This is a genomic window from Maribacter sp. MS6, assembly GCF_056839185.1.
In genome coordinates this window covers 2,273,530-2,293,282 of record NZ_CM166389.1, presented here as the reverse complement: position 1 = coordinate 2,293,282, position 19,753 = coordinate 2,273,530, and the positions used below count along the sequence as shown (strand labels likewise).

The window sequence follows — 19,753 nt, the reverse complement described above, 5'->3', positions numbered from 1 at the left end:
TACATAAAAAAAAGCTTTAGGAACTCCCTAAAGCTTTTTTTATTTGTTCTATCGTTTTAAAGATTACCGAATGCAAATCCAGTAGACACCCTAAAAACGAAAGCGTAAATCGTGATTGCAATTAGGGCAAAACAAACAGCCGCGAATATTTTAAAATAATTTTTTAAAATGATGTACTTCCAATTTTTAAATGCTTCAATATAAATTTCTTTGATAAGTAGAATTCTTTCCATAATCGAGGGTTTTATGTTCTTAAGAACCAAATATCAATTTAATTTAGGAAGGCCGTGAATAGATTAGACAAAACCCATATTTCTTCTATGTAGCGCAATGCGTATTTTTAAGAATCCTTGAATTGCTATTTTATTCGATTAACTACTACTTCGTTCCTTTTATATTTTAGTTTTGAAAGGAAATATAGAATTCTTCGCGATTCTTTATTCTAGACAAAATAATTGTTTTTAGTTTGGCGCAGTTTAGCGAGTTTTTTAAATGAAAAAACCGCCGGTGTAGACATCGACGGTTTTAAAACTTGAAAATTTTATTATTTTACATGCTAACTATAATGAATTCAGATCTACGGTTCAGGTAGTGCTTTTCCTCAGGGCAGGCAACCCTTCCATTGCATTCATTTAGTAATTTTTGTTCTCCATAGCCTATAGCGCTTTCTATACGTTTTGCATCAATGCCTTGCGAAATAATATAGGCTCTGGTAGACTTAGCTCTTTTATCGGAGAGGTATTCGTTATAGACTGCACTACCTCTAGAATCCGTATGCGACTCGATTTTTATAACCATACTTGGATATTCGGTCATTACCTCCACGAGCTTGTCCAATTCTTTACTTGCATCCTTTCTAATATATGATTTGTCAAAATCAAAATGAATCATTTCAGTCTTCAACTTACGTATGCCATCTTCTACCGCGATCATCTGCTTAAGTTTCTTAAGGGCAACGTTAACATTAATAGTGTCATTTTCGAGAGTTGCAACTTCTAGTCCGTTCGCAAAATAGGTTTCCTTGTTCGTCTTTAAAATGTATTTGGTATCCGCATCTAGGTCTTCAAAAATAAAGCTACCGTTTTCACCTGTCTCTATTTCTTTCAGCTTAACATTGTTTTCATCTAGTAGTTCTATTAGGGCTCTGGGCATAACATCACCGGTAACCAGTTCTGTTACGATACCGGCTATGGCATTATTATTTACAGGTATCTCTTCTACCATAAGGTGTTTAAAGGAATACAGGTCATCAAAACCTTTGCCACCGTCGCGGTTGGAGGCAAAAAACCCTTTTTTAGTTTCTTCGTTTATGATATAAGAGAAATCATCCTTATTACTATTAATTGGCTTTCCAAGGTTTTTTACTTCAGAAAACCCACGCTCTTCATCATAGGTAGCTTCATATATATCTAACCCTCCCAGCCCAGTGTGGCCGTTAGATGAAAAGTAGAGTTTTTCACCATTGATAAAAGGGAACATTTCTTTTTGCTCTGTATTTACTTCTGGCCCAAGGTTTTTGGGAGAAGAAAAGTTGCCATCCTCTAAAACATCGACCACGAAAATATCCGAATCACCAATGCTTCCTGGCATATCGGAAACAAAATAAAGCTTATTGCCATCTTTACTTAGTGCTGGATGACCGGTAGAATATGAATCACTATTAAAAGGAAGCTCGGTGGCTATGGTCCATTCGCCTTCCACCTTTTTTGATTGGTAAATTTTCAAATGGTTAATTCCTTTACTATCTCTTTTAAGTTTTTTGCCATAATTGTTTCTGGTGAAATACATCGTTTTATTATCAGGTGAGAACGTTACTCCCGCCTCATGATATTTTGTATTAACTTCCTTGGAGAATTTTACGGCATTTTTAATATCTGTAGAAGTTTCGTTAAGTTCTCCAACATATAAATCTAAATATGGTTGATTGTCCCACTTATATCTTCTGGTAGTCAAAAAGGAAGAGTCGTTTGCAGAAGCAAAAACAAGTTCGTTTTCATTATGGAACATAGGGGCAAAATCTGAATATTGAGAGTTGATACTTAGGTTTTGAATCTCGAAATTTTTAGCGCTGTTCAATATTTCATCTAGGACAACTTCATTTTTCTGAACAAAGGAAGAGATTTCACTTTGGTTCTTTACCTTTTTATTATATAATCGCATAAGTCTTTTTGACCTTGCGTATTTCCCATTTCCCTTTAAGGAATGTGCGTATTTAAATATGTTGTCCGCGGACATTTCTTCCTCATATTCTTCGTACAAAATGGTATACCATTTATACGCTTGCTCCATGTTGGTATTAAAATAGTGTGAATCACCTGCCTTCTCCAACACTTCAAAAGAATAATTACTCTTGTCCTGCAAAGCCTGTTCGTAAAGTTCAGAAGCTTCTGCATACCACATCTTGTCAAAATACTCATCTGCTCTTTTAATAAGCTTAGCCGATGAAGTTGCATTTGCATACTTAGAAACCTTCTGTTGTTTTTGGCTGCTTGTTTCTGCGTCCGCTTTATCGGATGCCACTTCCTCTACAGGGAGACTATTTGTAATGTAAAGAATCCAAACTTCATCTTTAAAATTATTGTCAAATTTAGTCTGGTGGTCTTTTATTGCATTCTCCCAAGCGTCATAACTATTTACATAAAGATAGTGTAAGCCATTTTCCTCATTTTTAAAATATCCAGAGCCAAATCCTTTTTTAGTAAGCTTCCTTACCTGTTTATCCAGCTTGTTGGGTTTGCTAAAAACACCGGACACCAAGTAATAACCATTTTTTACATTTGGCAGATTTTCAAAGGTCCGTTGTGGAATACCTCTTTCTAAAGCTTCAATAATAAAAGCATCGTGGTCGCTAGGTGCAACATTATCATCCTGGTTTATTTCAGAAGTGTCTTTAACTGGATTTTGGGGTGTAGCTTCTGTACTTTGAAAACTTTGCGCAACGGCACCGAAGCAAAAAACAAAGATAAAAGCGCTAAAAAATTTTCTCATGATAATGGCTTGTCATTAAAAAGTAACGTCAACAATGGTCGGTTATGCTGGGTTGTTGATACTACTGTTATACGAAAATACCAGTTATGTAGAAGTCGGATTATATTTTGTTGTGAAAGCTATGTAAACTGTAGTGTACCTATGTGAAAATGATTTATGGGTATTTTAATAGTATTGAATTGGCATGAAGAATCAAAGCTAACCCAATTATATACCTTTTGGTATTATTTGTTGTGGTGCGAGATTTCACTATTGAAAAATGTGATTTTAAAGTTTTAAAAAGTTTAAATTTGATACACGAATTGTAGACCTGTAAAGCACTAATATGCTATTCGTTTTTAAGGAATTGAAACAAAGGCAAAACATTTACCGCTAATTTTGGAGCAAAAAAAACCACAATTATAAATTATGGTATAGATTTTTGGAGGTAATATATTTAAAAGATTATTCTTTTTTCTTCTCGTCTAGCTGCTCATCCTCTTTTGAAGCATCTTTGAATTCTTTTATGCCGCTGCCTAACCCTCTCATTAATTCAGGAATTTTCTTTCCTCCGAAAAGCAAAAGCACAACCAACACCACAATGGCTATTTGCCAAGGCCCAATAGCCAACATTATATTTGAAAATGTCATATCATTATCTTTTAAGAATACTACGAAGATATGAAAAACTAATTTATGTTACTAAATATTAACACGCACAGGAATAAATAGAAAATTGACAAAGGAATTCAATGTCCTTTTAGGTATGCCATTGTACAATGGGGGTCCCAACATGTTTATTTTTTTAGTGAATTGCTCGTAGTATCATTTCTAAGTTTATCTTTGTTACAATGGCCAGGAGGAAGAAAAAAAGAAAGGAAATTAAGCGAAAACTGCTTCATAAGTACCGTTTGGTAATACTTAATGAAAGTACTTTTGAGGAAAAAATTTCGTTTAAATTAAGCAGGCTCAACGTTTTTGTAACAGGCTCTCTTTTCATGATTGCCCTAATAGGCTTAACCATATTATTAATTGCCTTTACTCCCTTAAGGGAGTACATCCCTGGTTATTCCTCTACAAAACTTAAAAAACAGGCAACAGACCTTACATATAAAACAGATTCGCTTGTTAGAACCTTAAACTATACCAATAAGTATTTGGATAATATTAGAATGGTTCTTAAAGGAGATATAGAGAATAATGAAGTTAACAGGGATTCCTTATTTCAACAATTTAAAATAGACCCCACATCCATTGATTTAACACCTACTAGACAGGATTCCCTGTTGCGAGCAGAGGTGGCTTTGGAAGACAAGTACAATTTGTTCGAACGAAATTCGGACAAAAAAGATATGGTCCTCTTCCCTCCAATTACCGGTAGCGTTACCATGGCTTTTGATGCAGAGCAGAAGCACTTTGCAGTAGATGTTGCCGCTCCCATGGATACGCCCGTAAAGGCTGCGGCGAACGGTACCGTAATCTTTTCGGAATGGACTGCGGAAACTGGGTATGTGATTATCTTGGAGCACGAAGATGGACTGCTAACTGTTTATAAACATAATGGGTCCCTTGCCAAGACACAAGGTGTCGTGGTGCGTGCAGGAGAAGTCATTGCTTCTGTAGGCAATACAGGAGAACTAACAACCGGACCACACCTTCATTTTGAACTTTGGGATAACGGGAATCCTGTAAATCCGTTAGACTTCATCGATTTTAACTAAATACTATGTCCCTAAAAGCATTAGCTGCTAAAGTTTTCGCACGATATATATATGGCAAGACCAAAAAGTGGGTCAACAATCCAATACAAACACAACAAAACGTCTTCAGCAACCTTCTGCAAAAGGCTGCAAGCACCAAATTTGGAAAAGACCATGATTTTAATACGATTAGCTCTTTTGAGGACTTTGTAAAACAGGTGCCCATTAGGGATTACGAAGAATTACGGCCTTATGTAGAACTAGTAGTAGAAGGCAAACGAGACATTCTTTGGCCAGGGCAACCAGTCTATTTTGCTAAAACATCGGGAACTACCTCTGGCGCTAAATATATACCCATAACCAAAGAATCCATTAAATATCAAATAGAAGCATCGAGAAATGCCATGCTCAATTATATTCATGAAACCGGAAATGCAAGTTTTGTAGATGGAAAAATGATCTTTTTGCAGGGTAGTCCAGAGCTCCAAGAAAAGAACGGGGTCAAATTGGGCAGACTTTCCGGTATTGCTGCGCATTATATCCCTAATTATTTGCAAAAAAACAGGTTGCCCAGTTGGGAAACAAACTGCATAGACGATTGGGAAACCAAGGTAAATGCTATTGTGGAAGAGACCATTAATGAGGATATGACGGTAATTGCCGGAATTCCTTCTTGGGTACAAATGTATTTTGAGAAGCTACAAGAAAAAACCAACCGGAATATTGGAGACCTGTTTAAGAATTTTAATTTATTTATCTATGGCGGGGTAAACTACGAGCCTTATCGAAAAAAGTTTGAAAACTTGATTGGAAGAAAGGTGGCCAGTATAGAATTATTTCCCGCCAGCGAGGGATTTTTCGCATATCAAAACTCCCAAAAGGATAAAGGACTTTTATTACTTCTTAATTCAGGTATATTTTATGAATTTGTGAGGGCAGATGAATTTTTTTCAGAAAGTAGAAATCGAATTACGTTAGAAAATGTAATGAAAGATGTTGATTATGTGATGATTATATCAACCAACGCCGGATTATGGGCATACAATTTAGGAGATACCGTTCGGTTTACTTCTTTGAGTCCTTTTAAAATAATCGTTTCAGGAAGAATAAAACATTTTATCTCTGCTTTTGGTGAACATGTTATTGCAAAAGAAGTAGAAGAAGCCATGCTAACAGCAACAGAAAAAATCGATGCAAGGGTAAACGAGTTCACAGTAGCGCCTCAAATAACTCCGGACAACAATGAACTACCCTATCATGAATGGCTTATAGAATTTGAAAAGTTGCCGGAAGACATGCTTGTTTTTGCAGAAACACTAGATAAAGCTATGCAGCTTCAGAACAGTTATTATAATGACTTAATATCTGGAAAAATATTGCAAACATTGAAAATCATCCCTATTAAAACAGGAGGATTCAGGGATTACATGAAATCGATTGGGAAGTTGGGTGGACAAAACAAAGTACAACGCCTTTCCAATGACAGGAACGTGGCAGAAAAATTAGTAGACTACAGGTTAGCTTAATAAACCAAGCATATAAAACTTAAATTTTAATCGTAATTTCGTTTGAAATCCTAACATGGGAAAAACAACATCACCATCTCGCGCGCAAGAATCTACGAATGCTATTGAGCGATTGTATATCACCATGCGGCATCTTTTTAATAGAGGTTTTTATAAACCGAACGGTATTTCCGGTGAAGCACTTAAAAATGCATTATTAGCCTTACGACCAGAAATATATGGTTCTGTTGCAGAGGAGAAAGCGGAGCTAAACGGACTCGTATATGTATTGGAACGATTGCCGGCCGGTATAGAACAGTGCAAATTCATTAATCTTACCACAGATGAAGGCTTTGGTAATTCGCACATGGAAGCTATAATACCCCCAAAGCGAAGAAGAAATTGTTACCGAATCGATGACGAACAGATGAATATTGAGATTACCAGAGGCAGATCTGATATTTATGACATACTTACTCACTTAACTTTTTTATTCATAGAGTCCGATAAAATCTGTAAGAGAGTTCATATACCAGATACCGAAAGAACTATACGTGACTGGTCCAAACTGGAAGCAACCATTCAAAAAGACAAAATAAATCAGGAAGAAAGGGAAATAGCCTTAATTCACACTGCTAATATTTTAGGAAGGTCTTTCCAGGAGATTCTTGAAATATATGGAAAGTTCAGAACGGACGAAAACCCCGAACGTTTCCTTAAAATAATATACTGGCTAGGTAAGCTATCGTTAGAAGAGGAAATAACAGGTGAGAAACGAACGATTACGTTCAGTTCTCTGTTGCGAGAAAGACTAGGCCATCACATACATGGAGAACGTTGGGCAGACAACATTAAGGAGACATTAAAGGCGCATAAGCTTTTGGATAGGCCTATCCATATCATATCGGCCAACATGCACAGTGTTATGAATTCCCTATTTGCCAAGAACGCGCTTTCCTCCGAGTTTAAGGACGCCAGTTCACTTGCCATTTATGAAGCGTTAAGCAGCTCCGAGAACGAGCAACTACGCAACAAGGTTAAAAAAGTAGCTGATAAAAATGGGATGATTTCTTTGGACGATACATCTGGAACTAATATAGATGTGCAGATTTTTGATACGGCTAAGTTTGGTTCTGGTGTATGTTGTTACGATATAAAGGAAAAACCGAATGAAAAAAAACCAATTATATTTGTCATGGACTATGCCTTTGGGGAGCAGGCCTATGAAACTATTGATGAATTGCTAAAGCCATTTGGTGATGCAAAGGAAAAATCGGTGTTTCTGAACGTGGCTTCCATATCTATTATGGGAAAAGCAGGCATTCTCGAAGGTGGAAAGGGAGATTTAATGATACCCTCTGCGCATATTTTTGAGGGTACGGCAGATAATTATCCGTTTAAGAACGAGTTATGTGCAGCGGATTTTAAAGGAAATGGCCTAAAGGTTTTTGAAGGCACAATGGTTACCGTGTTGGGTACGTCGTTACAGAACAAGGACATTTTACAGTTTTTTCACAGGTCTACATGGAGCGTAATTGGATTGGAAATGGAAGGGGTACACTATCAAAAAGCAATACAATCGGCTTCTAGAATTAGAAAAAGCATACGTGAAGACGTGAAAGTACGGTATGCCTATTATGCTTCGGACAATCCTTTGGAAACCGGAAGTACATTGGCCTCCGGAGGCTTGGGAACTACGGGCGTGAAACCTACGTATTTGATAACAGATAAAATTTTAAAACAGATATTTAACGCATAGTGTTATGGCAGATAAGCAACCAAATAATCCCCAAAATAGTTCGGATGAGATAGATTTGGGGCAATTGTTCCGAATGATAGCAGATGGTCTCAACAGACTGTTTATGGGGTTTTTAAAAGTCTTCGTTTATCTTAAAAAAAATGTACTTATTCTCTTACTACTAATTGTTTTTGGCGCGGGAATAGGGTATGGACTTAATCAAATTATTTCTAAAAAAATTAAAACTGAGGTTATTGTTAAACCTCAATTGGAAAGCAAAAATTACCTTTACGATGTTGTCGCGGAAATACAAGCAAATATAGAAGCAAAAGATACTGTTTTTTTCAATTCATTAGGAGTTGGTTTTACGGATTATAATGGCCTAGAAATCACCATAAGTAGAGTTAGCGGCGATGATAGTGGCGAAAGTGACATAAAGTACTTAGAATTGTTACAATCATTTGAAGATACAGAGGCTATTGCGGATATCGTTAGGGCTGAACTTCAAAATAAAAGCTCTTTTAACCATAGAATAACCTTTTACTACAAAAACCTAGAACAAGGGCAATACTTCGCGGAAAAAGTTATGGCATATATAAACTCCAACAAGTACTTTGACGGTCTTGTCGCTATATATAGAGCTAATGCAGAGTCTCGAATTAATCAAAATAAAAATTTGTTGGCGCAAGTAGATGAGATAATTGTTAATTACTCAAAAAAATTAGCACAAACAGATGAAGTTTCCGGTAGTGAACGTATCATACTTGATAACCAAGAAACAGTAAACATTACAGGACTTCTAAACTTTAAAAACACCTTAATAAAGGATATCGAGACCAAAAAAGTAGAATTAGAGGAGCGTACAGAGCCGATTAAAGTAATCAATTTTGGAAAACCCCAACAAGTGCAAAAGGCTTTTTTCGGAAAGAACATTGTACTTATTCCTGCAATATTAATAGGCGCATTCTTTCTTATTTCGTTTGTAAAGTATTTGAACAAAAAAGTATTTGAACTCCTTTAAAATGAACGCTTCTCCAACAAAGAAAACGGTTTTAGTTACTGGAGGAGCCGGTTTTATAGGCAGCAACTTCATTCCATATTTTCTGGAACGCAATCAAGAGTATAAAGTGATTAATCTTGACAAGCTTACCTATGCGGCGGATTTATCTAATCTTGCTGACCTAGCAGAGTCTTCGAGACATAAGTTGATCATTGGCGATATTTGCGACAAAAATTTAGTTGGCAGTATATTTGATGAGTATGGGATAGACTCGGTAATTCATTTCGCAGCAGAGTCCCATGTTGACAATTCTATAAAAACACCTGACAGCTTTATTAAAACCAATATAGAAGGTACATTTATTCTTTTAGAGGTTGCTAGGAAATATTGGGTATCGGAATACAAAAACAAAAGGTTTCATCATATCTCTACCGATGAAGTATTTGGTAGCCTAGGTGATACGGGTTTTTTTACCGAAAAGACCGCATATGCTCCCAATAGTCCATATAGTGCTTCAAAGGCCTCTGCTGATTTTCTTGTTAGAAGTTATCATCATACTTATGGTCTTAATGTGGTTACCAGTAATTGCTCTAATAATTTTGGGCCCAAACAACATGACGAAAAGTTAATTCCTACCGTTATTAAGAAAGCTTTAAATCTCGAGGATATCCCTATTTACGGAAAAGGCAAAAATATTAGGGACTGGCTCTACGTTGAGGATCACTGTCAAGGTCTTAATCAGATATTTCATAAAGGAACATCCGGAGAAACATATGTGCTTGGCGGAGGTAATGAACATACAAATTTAAGCATAGCTGTCAGGATCTGTACTTTATTGGACAGCTTGAAACCAAAAGCATCTGGAAGTTATAGAGAGCAGATTTCTTTCGTAGAAGATAGGAAGGGGCATGATTTCAGGTACGCCATTGATTCCTCTAAAACGAAATCAAAAATTGGATGGACACCTAGCAAAGATTTTAATACCGCACTAATCAAAACGGTTAATTGGTATATTAACAAATATGCTAAAATAGAATAATGAAAGGAATAGTATTAGCGGGAGGCTCCGGAACAAGATTATTGCCGTTAACTTTGGCAATAAGTAAACAGCTTATGCCAATTTATGACAAACCAATGATTTATTATCCTATTTCGACATTGCTGATATCAGGAATACGAAATATTTTAATTATAACTACACCTAACGATACCGAGATATTTAAAAAACTATTAGGAGATGGAAGTTCTTTAGGATGTAAATTGGAGTATGCTATACAGGAAAAACCAAACGGTATCGCCGAAGCTTTTTTAATTGGGCGTGATTTTATAGGTAATGATAAAGTTGCCTTAATTTTGGGTGATAATTTGTTTTATGGATCAGGTCTTCCGGCTTTGTTACAGGCAAATAATAATCCAAAAGGAGGGGTTGTTTTTGGTTATCATGTTCAAAATCCAAATAGATATGGAGTTGTTGATTTCGACACAAACGGAAGGGTAATCTCCATAGAGGAAAAACCCATTAAGCCCAAAACAAATTATGCAGTGCCAGGCATTTATTTTTATGATAACTCAGTAATAGAAATTGCCCAAAAGATAAAACCAAGTAAAAGGGGAGAACTAGAGATTACAGATATAAACAGAGAATACCTCAACCAAGGAAGACTTCATGTAAGTGTTTTGGACAAAGGAATTGCGTGGTTGGACACAGGTACGTTCAGCTCTCTAATGCAAGCGTCACAATTTGTACAATTAATAGAAGAACGCCAAGGATTAAAAATTGGCTCTATTGAGGAGGCAGCTTATAATATGGGTTATATATCTAAAGAACAGCTTCATAGGTTGGCGAAGCCACTTTTAAAGAGCGGATATGGTGAATATTTGATGCAACTTGATTAAATTAAAACCAACTGGTACTTGATGTTCAACTTACATTTTGGGTTTTTTGATCATATTATTTTAGTAGTTAGCTTATTAACTAAAAATAGACTTGGAGTAAAATGTTCAGCTTGTTCAGAATAGTAATTATTGTATTTTTGAATAAAACCTTAAAATAAGGGCTAGAATAGCTTTAAGCGAATTCTAAGGTTTACATTTGAGATAAGATTATACCTAATTAAGAAATACAACTAAATGAAAATTACTGCGCTATTGCCAATGAAGGGTAATTCTGAAAGAGTACCAAATAAAAATCTTAAGAATTTTAATGGTTCTCCATTGTACCATAGAGTTTTAGATAGTTTGCTAGCTTCAAAATACATAGAAAAAGTTGTCGTAAATACTGATAGTGAAAATATCATTAAAGACATTACCGATAACTACAATCAAAATGTAATAGTTATCGATAGGCCCCAAGAAATTATCGGCGACCATGTGTCAATGAATAAGGTTATCGCATATGATATTAATAAAGTAGATTCGGACTATTACCTGCAGACCCATAGTACCAATCCTTTACTTAAAACGGAAACCATAGATAATGCAATAGAGACGTTGTTGAAAAGAAAAGACACGTATGACTCTATTTTTTCGGTAACGAGAATGCAGACAAGATTATATGGTTGCGATGGCACCCCCTTAAACCATGATCCGGTTAAACTAATTAGGACCCAAGATTTACCTCCTATTTATGAAGAGAATTCCAATTTGTATATTTTTTCCAAAGAATCGTTTGAAAACTCAGGGGGTAAACGTATAGGTAAAAATGCGCTTATGTTCGAAATTGATAAGATAGAGGCAATCGATATAGACGAACTGCACGATTTTATTATGGCCGAATCTCTTTACAAAATACTCCGATGATATTCGACACTATTGATAATTGGGCAACCTATTTTAAAAGTACCGGAGTCTTTGGGGAAGTATTGGATACGATTTCGAAAGTTACCACGAATACACCTAATGGAGAATATCGAATAAACGATTCGTGCTACTATAAAGTAATGAGTTACGAAACAAAGATTGCTCCAACCATTATAGAATCGCATAAAAGAGAAGTTGATATACAGATAATTTTAAGAGGGGGAGAAGGTATTGGCATATACGATAGGGCAGAGGTAGAAATCACGTCACCGTATGACAGCAAAAAGGATTGCCAGTTTTACAAGGGTACAAAGCAATCAAATGTAGCTTTGCGCTTAAGGCCAGGTAAAATGGCCGTTTTCTTTCCTCAGGACATTCACGGATGCCAATATGCTCTGGATAATACAACAGAAACCATTAAGAAAATCGTAATTAAAATAGATGAAAAACTTTTTACACACTAAGAGCAATCTAAAGCAGAAACTTAAAAATAGAGAATTATCATTTGGGTCATGGTTAACTATACCCCATCAATCCATAGTTGAGATAATGTCATCTGCGGGTTTCGAATGGCTTACTATTGATTTAGAACATTCCGCAATAGATATTTCTACCTTACAAAACCTAGTTGGTCATGTACAGGCCAATCAAATGGAAGCCTTGGTAAGGGTAAGCAAAAACGAAGAGGTAATAATAAAACGAGTTATGGATGCAGGTGCCAATGGCATTATAGTTCCAATGGTAAAGAATGCAGAAGAGGCAAAGCAAGCCGTTTCTTGGGTCAAATATCCACCACATGGCACTAGAGGTGTGGGTCTTTCAAGGGCACAGCATTACGGTGTTGCTTTTAATGAGTATAATAAGTGGGTTCAAGAAGAATCTGTTGTGATAGCCCAAATAGAGCATATAGAAGGAGTAAATAATTTAGCGGAGATTTTAGATGTAGAAGGTATTGACGGTATTATTGTTGGACCTTATGATCTTTCGGCATCCATGGGAAAACCTGGAATGTTTTATGATGATGATGTTAAGGAGGTTTTGGCAAAAATTGATAAGATTACTTTAGAAAAATCCAAAAACTTAGGTTTCCATGTTATTGAATCTGATTATAAAAAGGTCATAGATAAGCTAGATATGCACTATAATTTTCTCGCATTTAGTTTGGATTTTTTCTTTTTAGGCGACAAGGCTAGAGAGCAAATGGAACTATTAAAGTCTAATCTTAAATAATGAAAAAAGTACTGGTTTTTGGAGGCTTCGGATTTTTAGGATATTATCTAGTAAAAGAACTTTTAAATAGGGGTTTTGACGTCTCCGTTGCGGATATTTCTGAAGACAAGGAGCTTAAAGGCCAAGTAAATTATACATCTTGTGATATTTTTGACGAAACACAGGTAGCATCTGTTTTTGAAAAAGAAAATTTTGATATCGTTTATAATTTAGCAGGTTTTGCCAATTTAGACAATGCGATTAGGTTTCCTTTAAAAACGATGAACTTGAACGTAATCGGCAATATGTACATTCTAGAGCAATGTGTAAAGCATAAGATTGAAAAATTCGTGTATGCTAGTAGCGCTTATGCAATGAGCAACAAGGGTTCCTTTTATGGGATAAGTAAATTAGCATCCGAAAAAATCATTGAAGAGTATAATAAAAAATATGATTTACCTTTTGTAATTCTTAGATATGGGTCGGTTTATTCTCAAAGGGCATATGATAATAATTACATCTATAATCTTGTTAAAGGAGCTGTAAAGGAAAAAAAAATAGACCATCATGGTGATGGTATGGAAATACGAGAGTATATACATGCTGCTGATGCTGCAAAGCTGTCTGTAGATGTTATAGAGTCCGATTCGTTTTTAAACCTACATGTTATACTTACAGGAACGGAACGGATGAAACGTTTGGAGCTATTCCAAATGATAAAAGAAATATTAAATGGTGAGGTAGACGTAAACTGTGAAGATTCTGGATATCAAAATCATTATAAATTTACACCATACTCATTTGAACCTAGTGTTAGTAAAAAATTGACCGCCAATCCTCATATAGACATGGGCCAAGGGTTATTGGAATGCATTAGAGCGGTACATAATAATGAATAGTAGTTTTTAGAAAAGGACGAATGCCAATAAGGAATATTTTTTTTGATTTTGATGGGGTTTTGGCAGAATCGGTGAGCGCAAAGACGGATGCATTTCGCGAAATGTACCTTCCTCATGGCGATGCTATAGCGGAAAGTGTCGTCGATTATCATATCAATCATGGTGGAGTTTCAAGATTTGAGAAGTTTAGGCATTGGGAAAAACAGTTTTTCGACAAGGAACTGAGTGATGTTGAACTGGAAGATATGGCCAATAGGTTTTCTGAACTGGTATTGCAAAAAGTTATAGATTCTAAAGAGGTTCCCGGTTCTTTAGGGTTTTTGACAAAGTATGCCAAGACCTTACGATTTTGGATAATCACAGGAACTCCTACAACAGAAATAAAAAAAATAGCTAAAGCAAGAGCAATAGACCATTTCTTTGAGGGTGTACATGGTTCTCCTGAAAATAAAAGATATTGGTCCGAGTATTTGTTGGACAGATTTGATTTAAATAGAGCGGAGACCTTGTTTTTGGGTGATGCTACAACAGATATGGATGCAGCCCAATTCTCAAAACTGCACTTTGCATTGCGACATAACGACGAGAACAAAAATCTTTTTACAGATTATAAGGGCTTAGAGTTTAGAAGTTTTGAACAATTGGAAAAGGTCTTGATAGAACAAAAAATGTTATAGTAATGAAAGTTTTACTCACCTCAACTTCGTTTCAGGACACCCCTGGACAGCACCAAGAACTATTAAAGGCGCAAGGCTATGAATTGGACACTCTTAGAGGCCCAATATTGGAAGATGAGCTATTACCGATAATAGGGAACTATGATGCAGTTATTTGCGGTGACGATGAGTATACGGAAAAAGTTTTACAAACGGGATTTAAAGGAAAGCTCAGATATATTTCTAAGTATGGCGTAGGATTGGATAGGATTGATTTGGATGCTGCAAAAAAGCTTGGTATACCGGTTACCAATTGTCCGGGTGTAAATCAAGTTTCGGTTTCCGAACATGTATTGGCACTGTTATTCACCTTTGAGAAAAATGTACATTTACAATATAATTCTACAAAGGAAGGAAGTTGGAAACGCTGGGTCGGTCATGAGATTCAAGGAAAAACAATAGGTATCGTTGGTTTGGGCGCTGTTGGTAAGGAGCTCGCGAAAAAGTCGATGGCACTTGGTATGCGCGTGTTGGCTTATGATATTTTCAAGGATAAGGATTTTCTAGCCTCCCATAGCGATATTAATTTTGTGTCCAGTTTAGACGAAATCTATGAACACGCAGATGTAATTAGCTTGCATGTACCGCACACAGCGCAGTCGGAACATATGATTAACGAACAAGTTATTTTCAATAAATTAAAAAGGAATCCAATACTAATCAATACCTCTAGGGGTAGGCTGGTAGATTCGAATGCATTAATTAGAGGCTTACAGGAAGAGAAGGTTAGAGGCTATTTGACCGATGTCCTAGCGCACGAACCCATGTTGGACAACGAGGTGCTAAAAGGTGTTGAGAATGTTATTATAACCCCTCATGTAGGCTCTAGGACCTTTCAGAGTGTAGAAAGACAAGGAACTATGGCGGTACAGAATCTTATCGATCTGTTAAAATAAAATTTGAAGCTATATTAAGGCTTGTATTTAGAAATAACCTGCCACTGATTGCCGTCGTAAACGACAGTTATAGCTTCGCCATCTAATAATTCATAAGTTTTCTTATTATTGATCATCTTTGAGGTTGACTGTATTTCCAGAACGTTTGAATTTACACCCGTATTTTTGATAACCAATTCTCTGCTAATTTCCTCTTCACCAGCGCTAATTTTCACAAAGCGCTTTCCCTCATCGGTATTAACTAACACATTGCGTAGTTTTTTATTCGTTTCTACATTGGAAGAGGTTATTGTAGTGCCAAATTTAACTCCTGCCATTTGTGTAATACCCTGTTGTGCGGATATGTGGTTTCCAACCTTTGGATTGGTAAAGAAATCATAGCCACTTCCACTGCCAAAACCTTGTACACTAGGTTTTCCGTTAAAACTTCCAATACCTACTTTGCCAGTGTTTAGGTTTCCAAAAACACCTTGGTAACTTTCCATATAGTGTCTATTGTTGGTTTTACCGCTCTCTGAACCAAGCCCTAAGGTTTGCCGTCCATATCCACGGCCTAGTTTCATCTCTGGATCAAGAATCAAATTTGTTTTTGCCTCTACTATCTCAAAATCATTTTTGACGCCACTGAACTTAGAGTTAATAATTTCGGCATTGATGACATTTTTACCAACGCGAATACCCGTTAAAATCCTGTTGTTAGCTCTAATAAAACTTTCTTTGAAAACAAAATTCGTTGTGTTTTCGACATCCACCGCGATTTGACCTTCGGATGCACTAAAACCTCCGGTTATAAAAGGGGTGTAAAAAGCGATAAGGTCATTGTCAAAATCACCGCTTAAGTCACTTGTGATTCGGATCTGAGACTTTCCGCTATTTCTTCCATTTCCCTCAAAAAAAGTAGAGTAGGACGAAAAATTTGTTAAATCCTCCAACAATAATCCCTCATTACGGCAACCTTGAATTACACCTCCGAACAGTTTTAAACCTGTGGAGGAATTTGTACTGCTTTTGGTGAATTTTGCTCCTACGGTACAGTTTTCTATTTTAAAATTCTTAAAATCCGTGTTGGTAGAGTTGTATCCTATGATTCCGAAACGAGAGGCATTATAAATAAAAAACGAATCAAAGCTGGTAGTATAACAGTTTTCCAGTTGTATTCCAATTCCTCCACCTTCGATAATAAGGTTTGATATACCGCTGTTCCTATTTACTTGGTTTAAATTCAACGCAATAGAATTGGGATGATATTGTCTTATAAATAGGTCATTGATTTTCAAATCGAACTTTTCTTCGGGAGAACTAAAATCTAAGAAAGTTCCATCACCGTGATAATCTAAATATGTTTTTCCAACACCATCACCGTAGATTTCAACACCAATACTTGATAACACCCCTTTTTCAAATCTCCAGTTACCAGAAGGAATGTAGACTTTACCTACATAAATATCCCATTTATTATCTGACCGTAATTCAGTACTTGTTACTACGGCAGCATCTATAGCTGCTTGGAGTGCACCTGAGTTGTCTTCCCTGTCAATGGAAGCACCAAAGTCTTCGATATTAAAGACCGTAGGACGTATTAAATCTAAAAACTCTTGGGAAGTCTTATTGATTTTCCTTCGTTGAGCATTGCTTACCGCTTGACTTAAGCTATCAGATTCAAAATATAAAAAGAAGAACACTCCGAGAATAAGAAACAGTAATAGGATTAAAAGGTGTTGTTTTTTCATGTTATAAATGCTAAAAGGCAAATATATAAATAGAAAGACTCTAAAGGGAAGCTATCTTTGAATATATACTGCAGTCATTACTTACTTTTTAACTCAAATAAACGAGTAGGGTATATGTAATCACTATTGATTACTTTTGAACTTTAAAAAAAGCCCTTTACTTGATTAGAACATACTACTTTTTATAAAAACAAATCATCCATAGATGCCCATATATTAAATGAAGTATAGAAAAGACATTGATGGTCTGCGGGCTATTGCCGTGCTTTTGGTAGTCTTTTGCCATATGAATATAGATGGCTTTACAGGAGGATTCTTGGGAGTAGACATTTTCTTTGTAATCTCAGGCTTTCTGATTACGTTCAACATCACTGAAAAATTAACTAAGAGCACCTTTTCGTTTAAAGGTTTTTATCTTAATAGAATTAAGAGAATTGCACCGGTCCTGATTGTTATACTGCTGTTATTATCGATTTTTAATGCATTTGTACTTCTTCCCGATGCACTAAAGAATTATTTCGATTTTCTTCCTTTTGCTGTTGTTGGTCTAGGAAATTATGCTGCAGCTAATCTTTCTCATGGTTATTTTGATGCTTCGGCGGAGCGATACCAACTGTTGCATACGTGGTCTTTAGGTGTCGAGGAACAATTTTATTTGGTGGTGCCGATTCTATTTTTTCTCATCTGGAAAATTAAAAGTATTAATTCAAGGAAGATATTGATAATAATGATATGGCTTTCCTCTATTGCCGTTAGTATTTACTTTGTTGAATTTACCACGGAGGCCAAGTCCAATTATTACTTATTGCATACTCGTTTTTTTGAAATTTTTACAGGCTCTATGCTAGCAGTGTTTTACAGGGACTTGCCTCCATTGCCTTCAAAATTTCAAGTAAACTTTAGTTACATTATTGCAATCGGGGCAATTTTTTACCTTTCGTTTTATTACGGCGATAGTAGTTTATGGCCAGGGATTAACGCCTTGATGGTTTCCTTGGTCACGGCATTTCTTTTATACCTAGGTAAAGACAATCATATATTTTCAAGGGCGAGGGCAGTTTTAGAACTAAATTGGCTTAGGTTAATAGGTAAAATATCTTATAGCTTGTACTTATGGCATTGGATTATTATTGCCACATTAGTAGAGATTGGATACGATATGGATTCGTTTTCGCTATTTGACAAAATATCACTTTTGGTCATTGTTATGATACCTTTATCCTATTTGAGCTGGAGGTACGTAGAAAATATATTTAGATATCGTTTTGTTCTCAAATTTGGTCCATCATTAGTTTTTTGGGTAATACTTCCGTTACTATCTTCGGTTATTTTGTTAGAGGCGCAGAAGTCAACTCCTTCTTTTTTTTATAATGAATCGGAAATAGACAACACATCTTATAAGTTCAGTTTTGAAAACAGCCCGCATTTAAGAATAAGAAACAGCCCACATTCTAAAGAATTAAGAAAAAAATATAAGGGTTCCGAGTATTTTGTAGGGGACTATCGTTCAAGATTAAAAAGCCATGGTGTTAACGAACTGGACATCAAATCCGCAGAGGTGCTTATTTTGACGAATTCACATTTTCATGCATTTAAAAAATTTATAAATAATCAATTAAAAGATAAAAGTCTAGTAGGTCATGTTTTACATGAAAGTAATCCGAAAATATATAGCCACTCAGGAGCCGAGGATTTTTACAGGATGTTACTAAAGGACAAGAAATTTTTAGTGTTATGGGTAAGGCCAAAAATGATGAAACTGGGCGATTCTGAGATTGATTGGCATTTTTGGATGGTAAACGAAGCACTAAGATTAGGAGTTCAACCGATTATATATGTAACCGGATTGGAAATGGAGAACGAACAGGAAGCTCGTAAACATATTTACCAAGAAAAGATTTTTACCGCTAGGGTACAGGAAATAGGCAATAAAAGCAAGCTGTATTCAAATATTACAGACTTGTCTTATATTCAAAAACTATTCGATACGTTCGGGGCCAAAGTAAGATGGGTCGATTTTAAACCTTTAATGTGCGATTACCTTAATTGTCAACTATGGTCCCATGACCAGTTTGCATTGTTTGATAAACATCATATAACTAGAAGTGTAGGAGCAAGATTAGGTGAAGAATATAACATCGTAAATGGTAATATTTTCTCTACAGAATGGAGTCAACCTCCAATTTCGATACACCAAGATTTGTTTAACTTTTCCAATACTAACCAGGGGATGAGTGAGAGTAATGTCACCATCAGCGAGAAGGGCTACCATTTAGAATACAATTTTAAAAGCAAGAGAATTTTTATTCGTAAAGAATTCGATTCATTGAGTGATAATGAAAGTATGTACTTTTTTCATGTGTTCCCTGAAGACATAAACAATCTTCCTGCAAGTAGGAGGGTTCATGGTTTTGAGAATTTAGACGTTAAGGGCAAGAAGCTTACCTTGTTCAAGAACGGAAAGGTTATTTTTTACGGTAATAACATCATTCCTGATTATCAAGTTAAATACATAAAAGTTGGACATTTTAAACCAAAAGGGAAGAAATATTTTGAAACCACATTGTAAAAAGCAAATATGCTAAATCAATATG

Annotated in this window: 17 protein-coding genes; 13 read left to right on the top strand and 4 right to left on the bottom strand. The window is 35.8% G+C overall.

The features are described from left to right. Window positions 1-56: 56 nt before the first annotated feature. From MS6x_RS10115 to tatA, 3 genes are all read right to left on the bottom strand, one after another. A complete protein-coding gene (locus MS6x_RS10115; RefSeq protein ID WP_482601617.1) occupies window positions 57-233 on the bottom strand; it encodes a DUF6747 family protein in 177 nt (58 codons plus the stop codon). A 316-nt stretch (window positions 234-549) separates the two neighbouring features. Continuing rightward, complete coding sequence (locus MS6x_RS10110; RefSeq protein ID WP_482601615.1) at window positions 550-2,988, bottom strand: OmpA family protein; 2,439 nt, start codon at window positions 2,986-2,988, stop codon at window positions 550-552. A 444-nt stretch (window positions 2,989-3,432) separates the two neighbouring features. Further along, the gene (gene tatA / locus MS6x_RS10105; RefSeq protein WP_482601613.1) at window positions 3,433-3,618 is read right to left on the bottom strand and encodes a twin-arginine translocase TatA/TatE family subunit; all 186 of its coding nucleotides are present in this window, start codon (window positions 3,616-3,618) and stop codon (window positions 3,433-3,435) included. 200 nt (window positions 3,619-3,818) lie between these two features. Between tatA and MS6x_RS10100 the strand changes: the two genes are divergently transcribed. The 12 genes from MS6x_RS10100 to MS6x_RS10045 all read left to right on the top strand — a co-directional run bounded on the left by MS6x_RS10100 (window position 3,819) and on the right by MS6x_RS10045 (window position 15,429). Next, a complete protein-coding gene (locus MS6x_RS10100; protein ID WP_482601611.1) occupies window positions 3,819-4,688 on the top strand; it encodes a M23 family metallopeptidase in 870 nt (289 codons plus the stop codon). Between the two features lie 5 nt (window positions 4,689-4,693). After that, complete coding sequence (locus tag MS6x_RS10095) at window positions 4,694-6,193, top strand: GH3 family acyl-acid amido synthetase (protein WP_482601609.1); 1,500 nt, start codon at window positions 4,694-4,696, stop codon at window positions 6,191-6,193. Between the two features lie 55 nt (window positions 6,194-6,248). Further along, a complete protein-coding gene (locus tag MS6x_RS10090) occupies window positions 6,249-7,931 on the top strand; it encodes a DUF6909 family protein (RefSeq protein WP_482601607.1) in 1,683 nt (560 codons plus the stop codon). Window positions 7,932-7,935: 4 nt separating this feature from the next. Beyond that, entirely contained in the window at window positions 7,936-8,931 is a 996-nt protein-coding gene (locus MS6x_RS10085) for a hypothetical protein (protein ID WP_482601605.1), read from the top strand. A 1-nt stretch (window position 8,932) separates the two neighbouring features. Further along, on the top strand, window positions 8,933-9,949 hold the full coding sequence (rfbB, locus tag MS6x_RS10080) for a dTDP-glucose 4,6-dehydratase (RefSeq protein WP_482601603.1): 1,017 nt from the start codon (window positions 8,933-8,935) through the stop codon (window positions 9,947-9,949). After that, window positions 9,949-10,806, top strand: coding sequence for a glucose-1-phosphate thymidylyltransferase RfbA (gene rfbA, locus MS6x_RS10075; protein WP_482601601.1), 858 nt, complete (start codon window positions 9,949-9,951; stop codon window positions 10,804-10,806). The genes rfbB and rfbA overlap by 1 nt, the downstream gene beginning before the upstream one ends. Window positions 10,807-11,040: 234 nt before the next feature. Continuing rightward, window positions 11,041-11,709: an acylneuraminate cytidylyltransferase family protein gene (locus MS6x_RS10070; RefSeq protein WP_482601599.1), complete on the top strand. Its 669-nt coding sequence runs from the start codon at window positions 11,041-11,043 to the stop codon at window positions 11,707-11,709. After that, window positions 11,706-12,173, top strand: coding sequence for a NanQ anomerase/TabA/YiaL family protein (locus MS6x_RS10065; protein ID WP_482601597.1), 468 nt, complete (start codon window positions 11,706-11,708; stop codon window positions 12,171-12,173). The genes MS6x_RS10070 and MS6x_RS10065 overlap by 4 nt, the downstream gene beginning before the upstream one ends. Next, a complete protein-coding gene (locus MS6x_RS10060; RefSeq protein WP_482601595.1) occupies window positions 12,151-12,939 on the top strand; it encodes an HpcH/HpaI aldolase family protein in 789 nt (262 codons plus the stop codon). The genes MS6x_RS10065 and MS6x_RS10060 overlap by 23 nt, the downstream gene beginning before the upstream one ends. Then, window positions 12,939-13,817, top strand: coding sequence for an NAD-dependent epimerase/dehydratase family protein (locus MS6x_RS10055; protein WP_482601593.1), 879 nt, complete (start codon window positions 12,939-12,941; stop codon window positions 13,815-13,817). Before MS6x_RS10060 ends, MS6x_RS10055 begins: the two co-directional genes overlap by 1 nt. Window positions 13,818-13,837: 20 nt before the next feature. Then, window positions 13,838-14,494 (top strand): HAD family hydrolase, encoded by a 657-nt coding sequence (locus tag MS6x_RS10050; protein WP_482601591.1) that lies wholly within the window; start codon window positions 13,838-13,840, stop codon window positions 14,492-14,494. Window positions 14,495-14,496: 2 nt separating this feature from the next. Beyond that, window positions 14,497-15,429, top strand: a complete 933-nt coding sequence (locus MS6x_RS10045) for a phosphoglycerate dehydrogenase (protein WP_482601589.1) — start codon at window positions 14,497-14,499, stop codon at window positions 15,427-15,429. Between the two features lie 14 nt (window positions 15,430-15,443). Here MS6x_RS10045 and MS6x_RS10040 read toward each other — a convergent pair whose 3' ends face one another. Continuing rightward, window positions 15,444-17,159 (bottom strand): glycosyl hydrolase family 28-related protein, encoded by a 1,716-nt coding sequence (locus MS6x_RS10040; protein WP_482601588.1) that lies wholly within the window; start codon window positions 17,157-17,159, stop codon window positions 15,444-15,446. A gap of 220 nt (window positions 17,160-17,379) precedes the next feature. Here MS6x_RS10040 and MS6x_RS10035 point away from each other — a divergent pair, with 220 nt between their 5' ends. After that, window positions 17,380-19,728: an acyltransferase family protein gene (locus MS6x_RS10035; RefSeq protein WP_482601586.1), complete on the top strand. Its 2,349-nt coding sequence runs from the start codon at window positions 17,380-17,382 to the stop codon at window positions 19,726-19,728. Window positions 19,729-19,753: the final 25 nt, after the last annotated feature.

Coding starts and splice junctions, on each gene's coding strand:
- MS6x_RS10050 (WP_482601591.1), top strand. CDS start 13,838: ATGCCAATAAGGAATATTTTTTTTGATTTTGATGGGGTTTTGGCAGAA.
- tatA (WP_482601613.1), bottom strand. CDS start 3,618: ATGACATTTTCAAATATAATGTTGGCTATTGGGCCTTGGCAAATAGCC.
- MS6x_RS10060 (WP_482601595.1), top strand. CDS start 12,151: ATGAAAAACTTTTTACACACTAAGAGCAATCTAAAGCAGAAACTTAAA.
- MS6x_RS10085 (WP_482601605.1), top strand. CDS start 7,936: ATGGCAGATAAGCAACCAAATAATCCCCAAAATAGTTCGGATGAGATA.
- MS6x_RS10100 (WP_482601611.1), top strand. CDS start 3,819: ATGGCCAGGAGGAAGAAAAAAAGAAAGGAAATTAAGCGAAAACTGCTT.
- MS6x_RS10045 (WP_482601589.1), top strand. CDS start 14,497: ATGAAAGTTTTACTCACCTCAACTTCGTTTCAGGACACCCCTGGACAG.
- MS6x_RS10110 (WP_482601615.1), bottom strand. CDS start 2,988: ATGAGAAAATTTTTTAGCGCTTTTATCTTTGTTTTTTGCTTCGGTGCC.
- MS6x_RS10055 (WP_482601593.1), top strand. CDS start 12,939: ATGAAAAAAGTACTGGTTTTTGGAGGCTTCGGATTTTTAGGATATTAT.
- MS6x_RS10040 (WP_482601588.1), bottom strand. CDS start 17,159: ATGAAAAAACAACACCTTTTAATCCTATTACTGTTTCTTATTCTCGGA.
- MS6x_RS10115 (WP_482601617.1), bottom strand. CDS start 233: ATGGAAAGAATTCTACTTATCAAAGAAATTTATATTGAAGCATTTAAA.
- MS6x_RS10095 (WP_482601609.1), top strand. CDS start 4,694: ATGTCCCTAAAAGCATTAGCTGCTAAAGTTTTCGCACGATATATATAT.
- MS6x_RS10065 (WP_482601597.1), top strand. CDS start 11,706: ATGATATTCGACACTATTGATAATTGGGCAACCTATTTTAAAAGTACC.
- MS6x_RS10070 (WP_482601599.1), top strand. CDS start 11,041: ATGAAAATTACTGCGCTATTGCCAATGAAGGGTAATTCTGAAAGAGTA.
- MS6x_RS10090 (WP_482601607.1), top strand. CDS start 6,249: ATGGGAAAAACAACATCACCATCTCGCGCGCAAGAATCTACGAATGCT.
- MS6x_RS10035 (WP_482601586.1), top strand. CDS start 17,380: ATGAAGTATAGAAAAGACATTGATGGTCTGCGGGCTATTGCCGTGCTT.
- rfbA (WP_482601601.1), top strand. CDS start 9,949: ATGAAAGGAATAGTATTAGCGGGAGGCTCCGGAACAAGATTATTGCCG.
- rfbB (WP_482601603.1), top strand. CDS start 8,933: ATGAACGCTTCTCCAACAAAGAAAACGGTTTTAGTTACTGGAGGAGCC.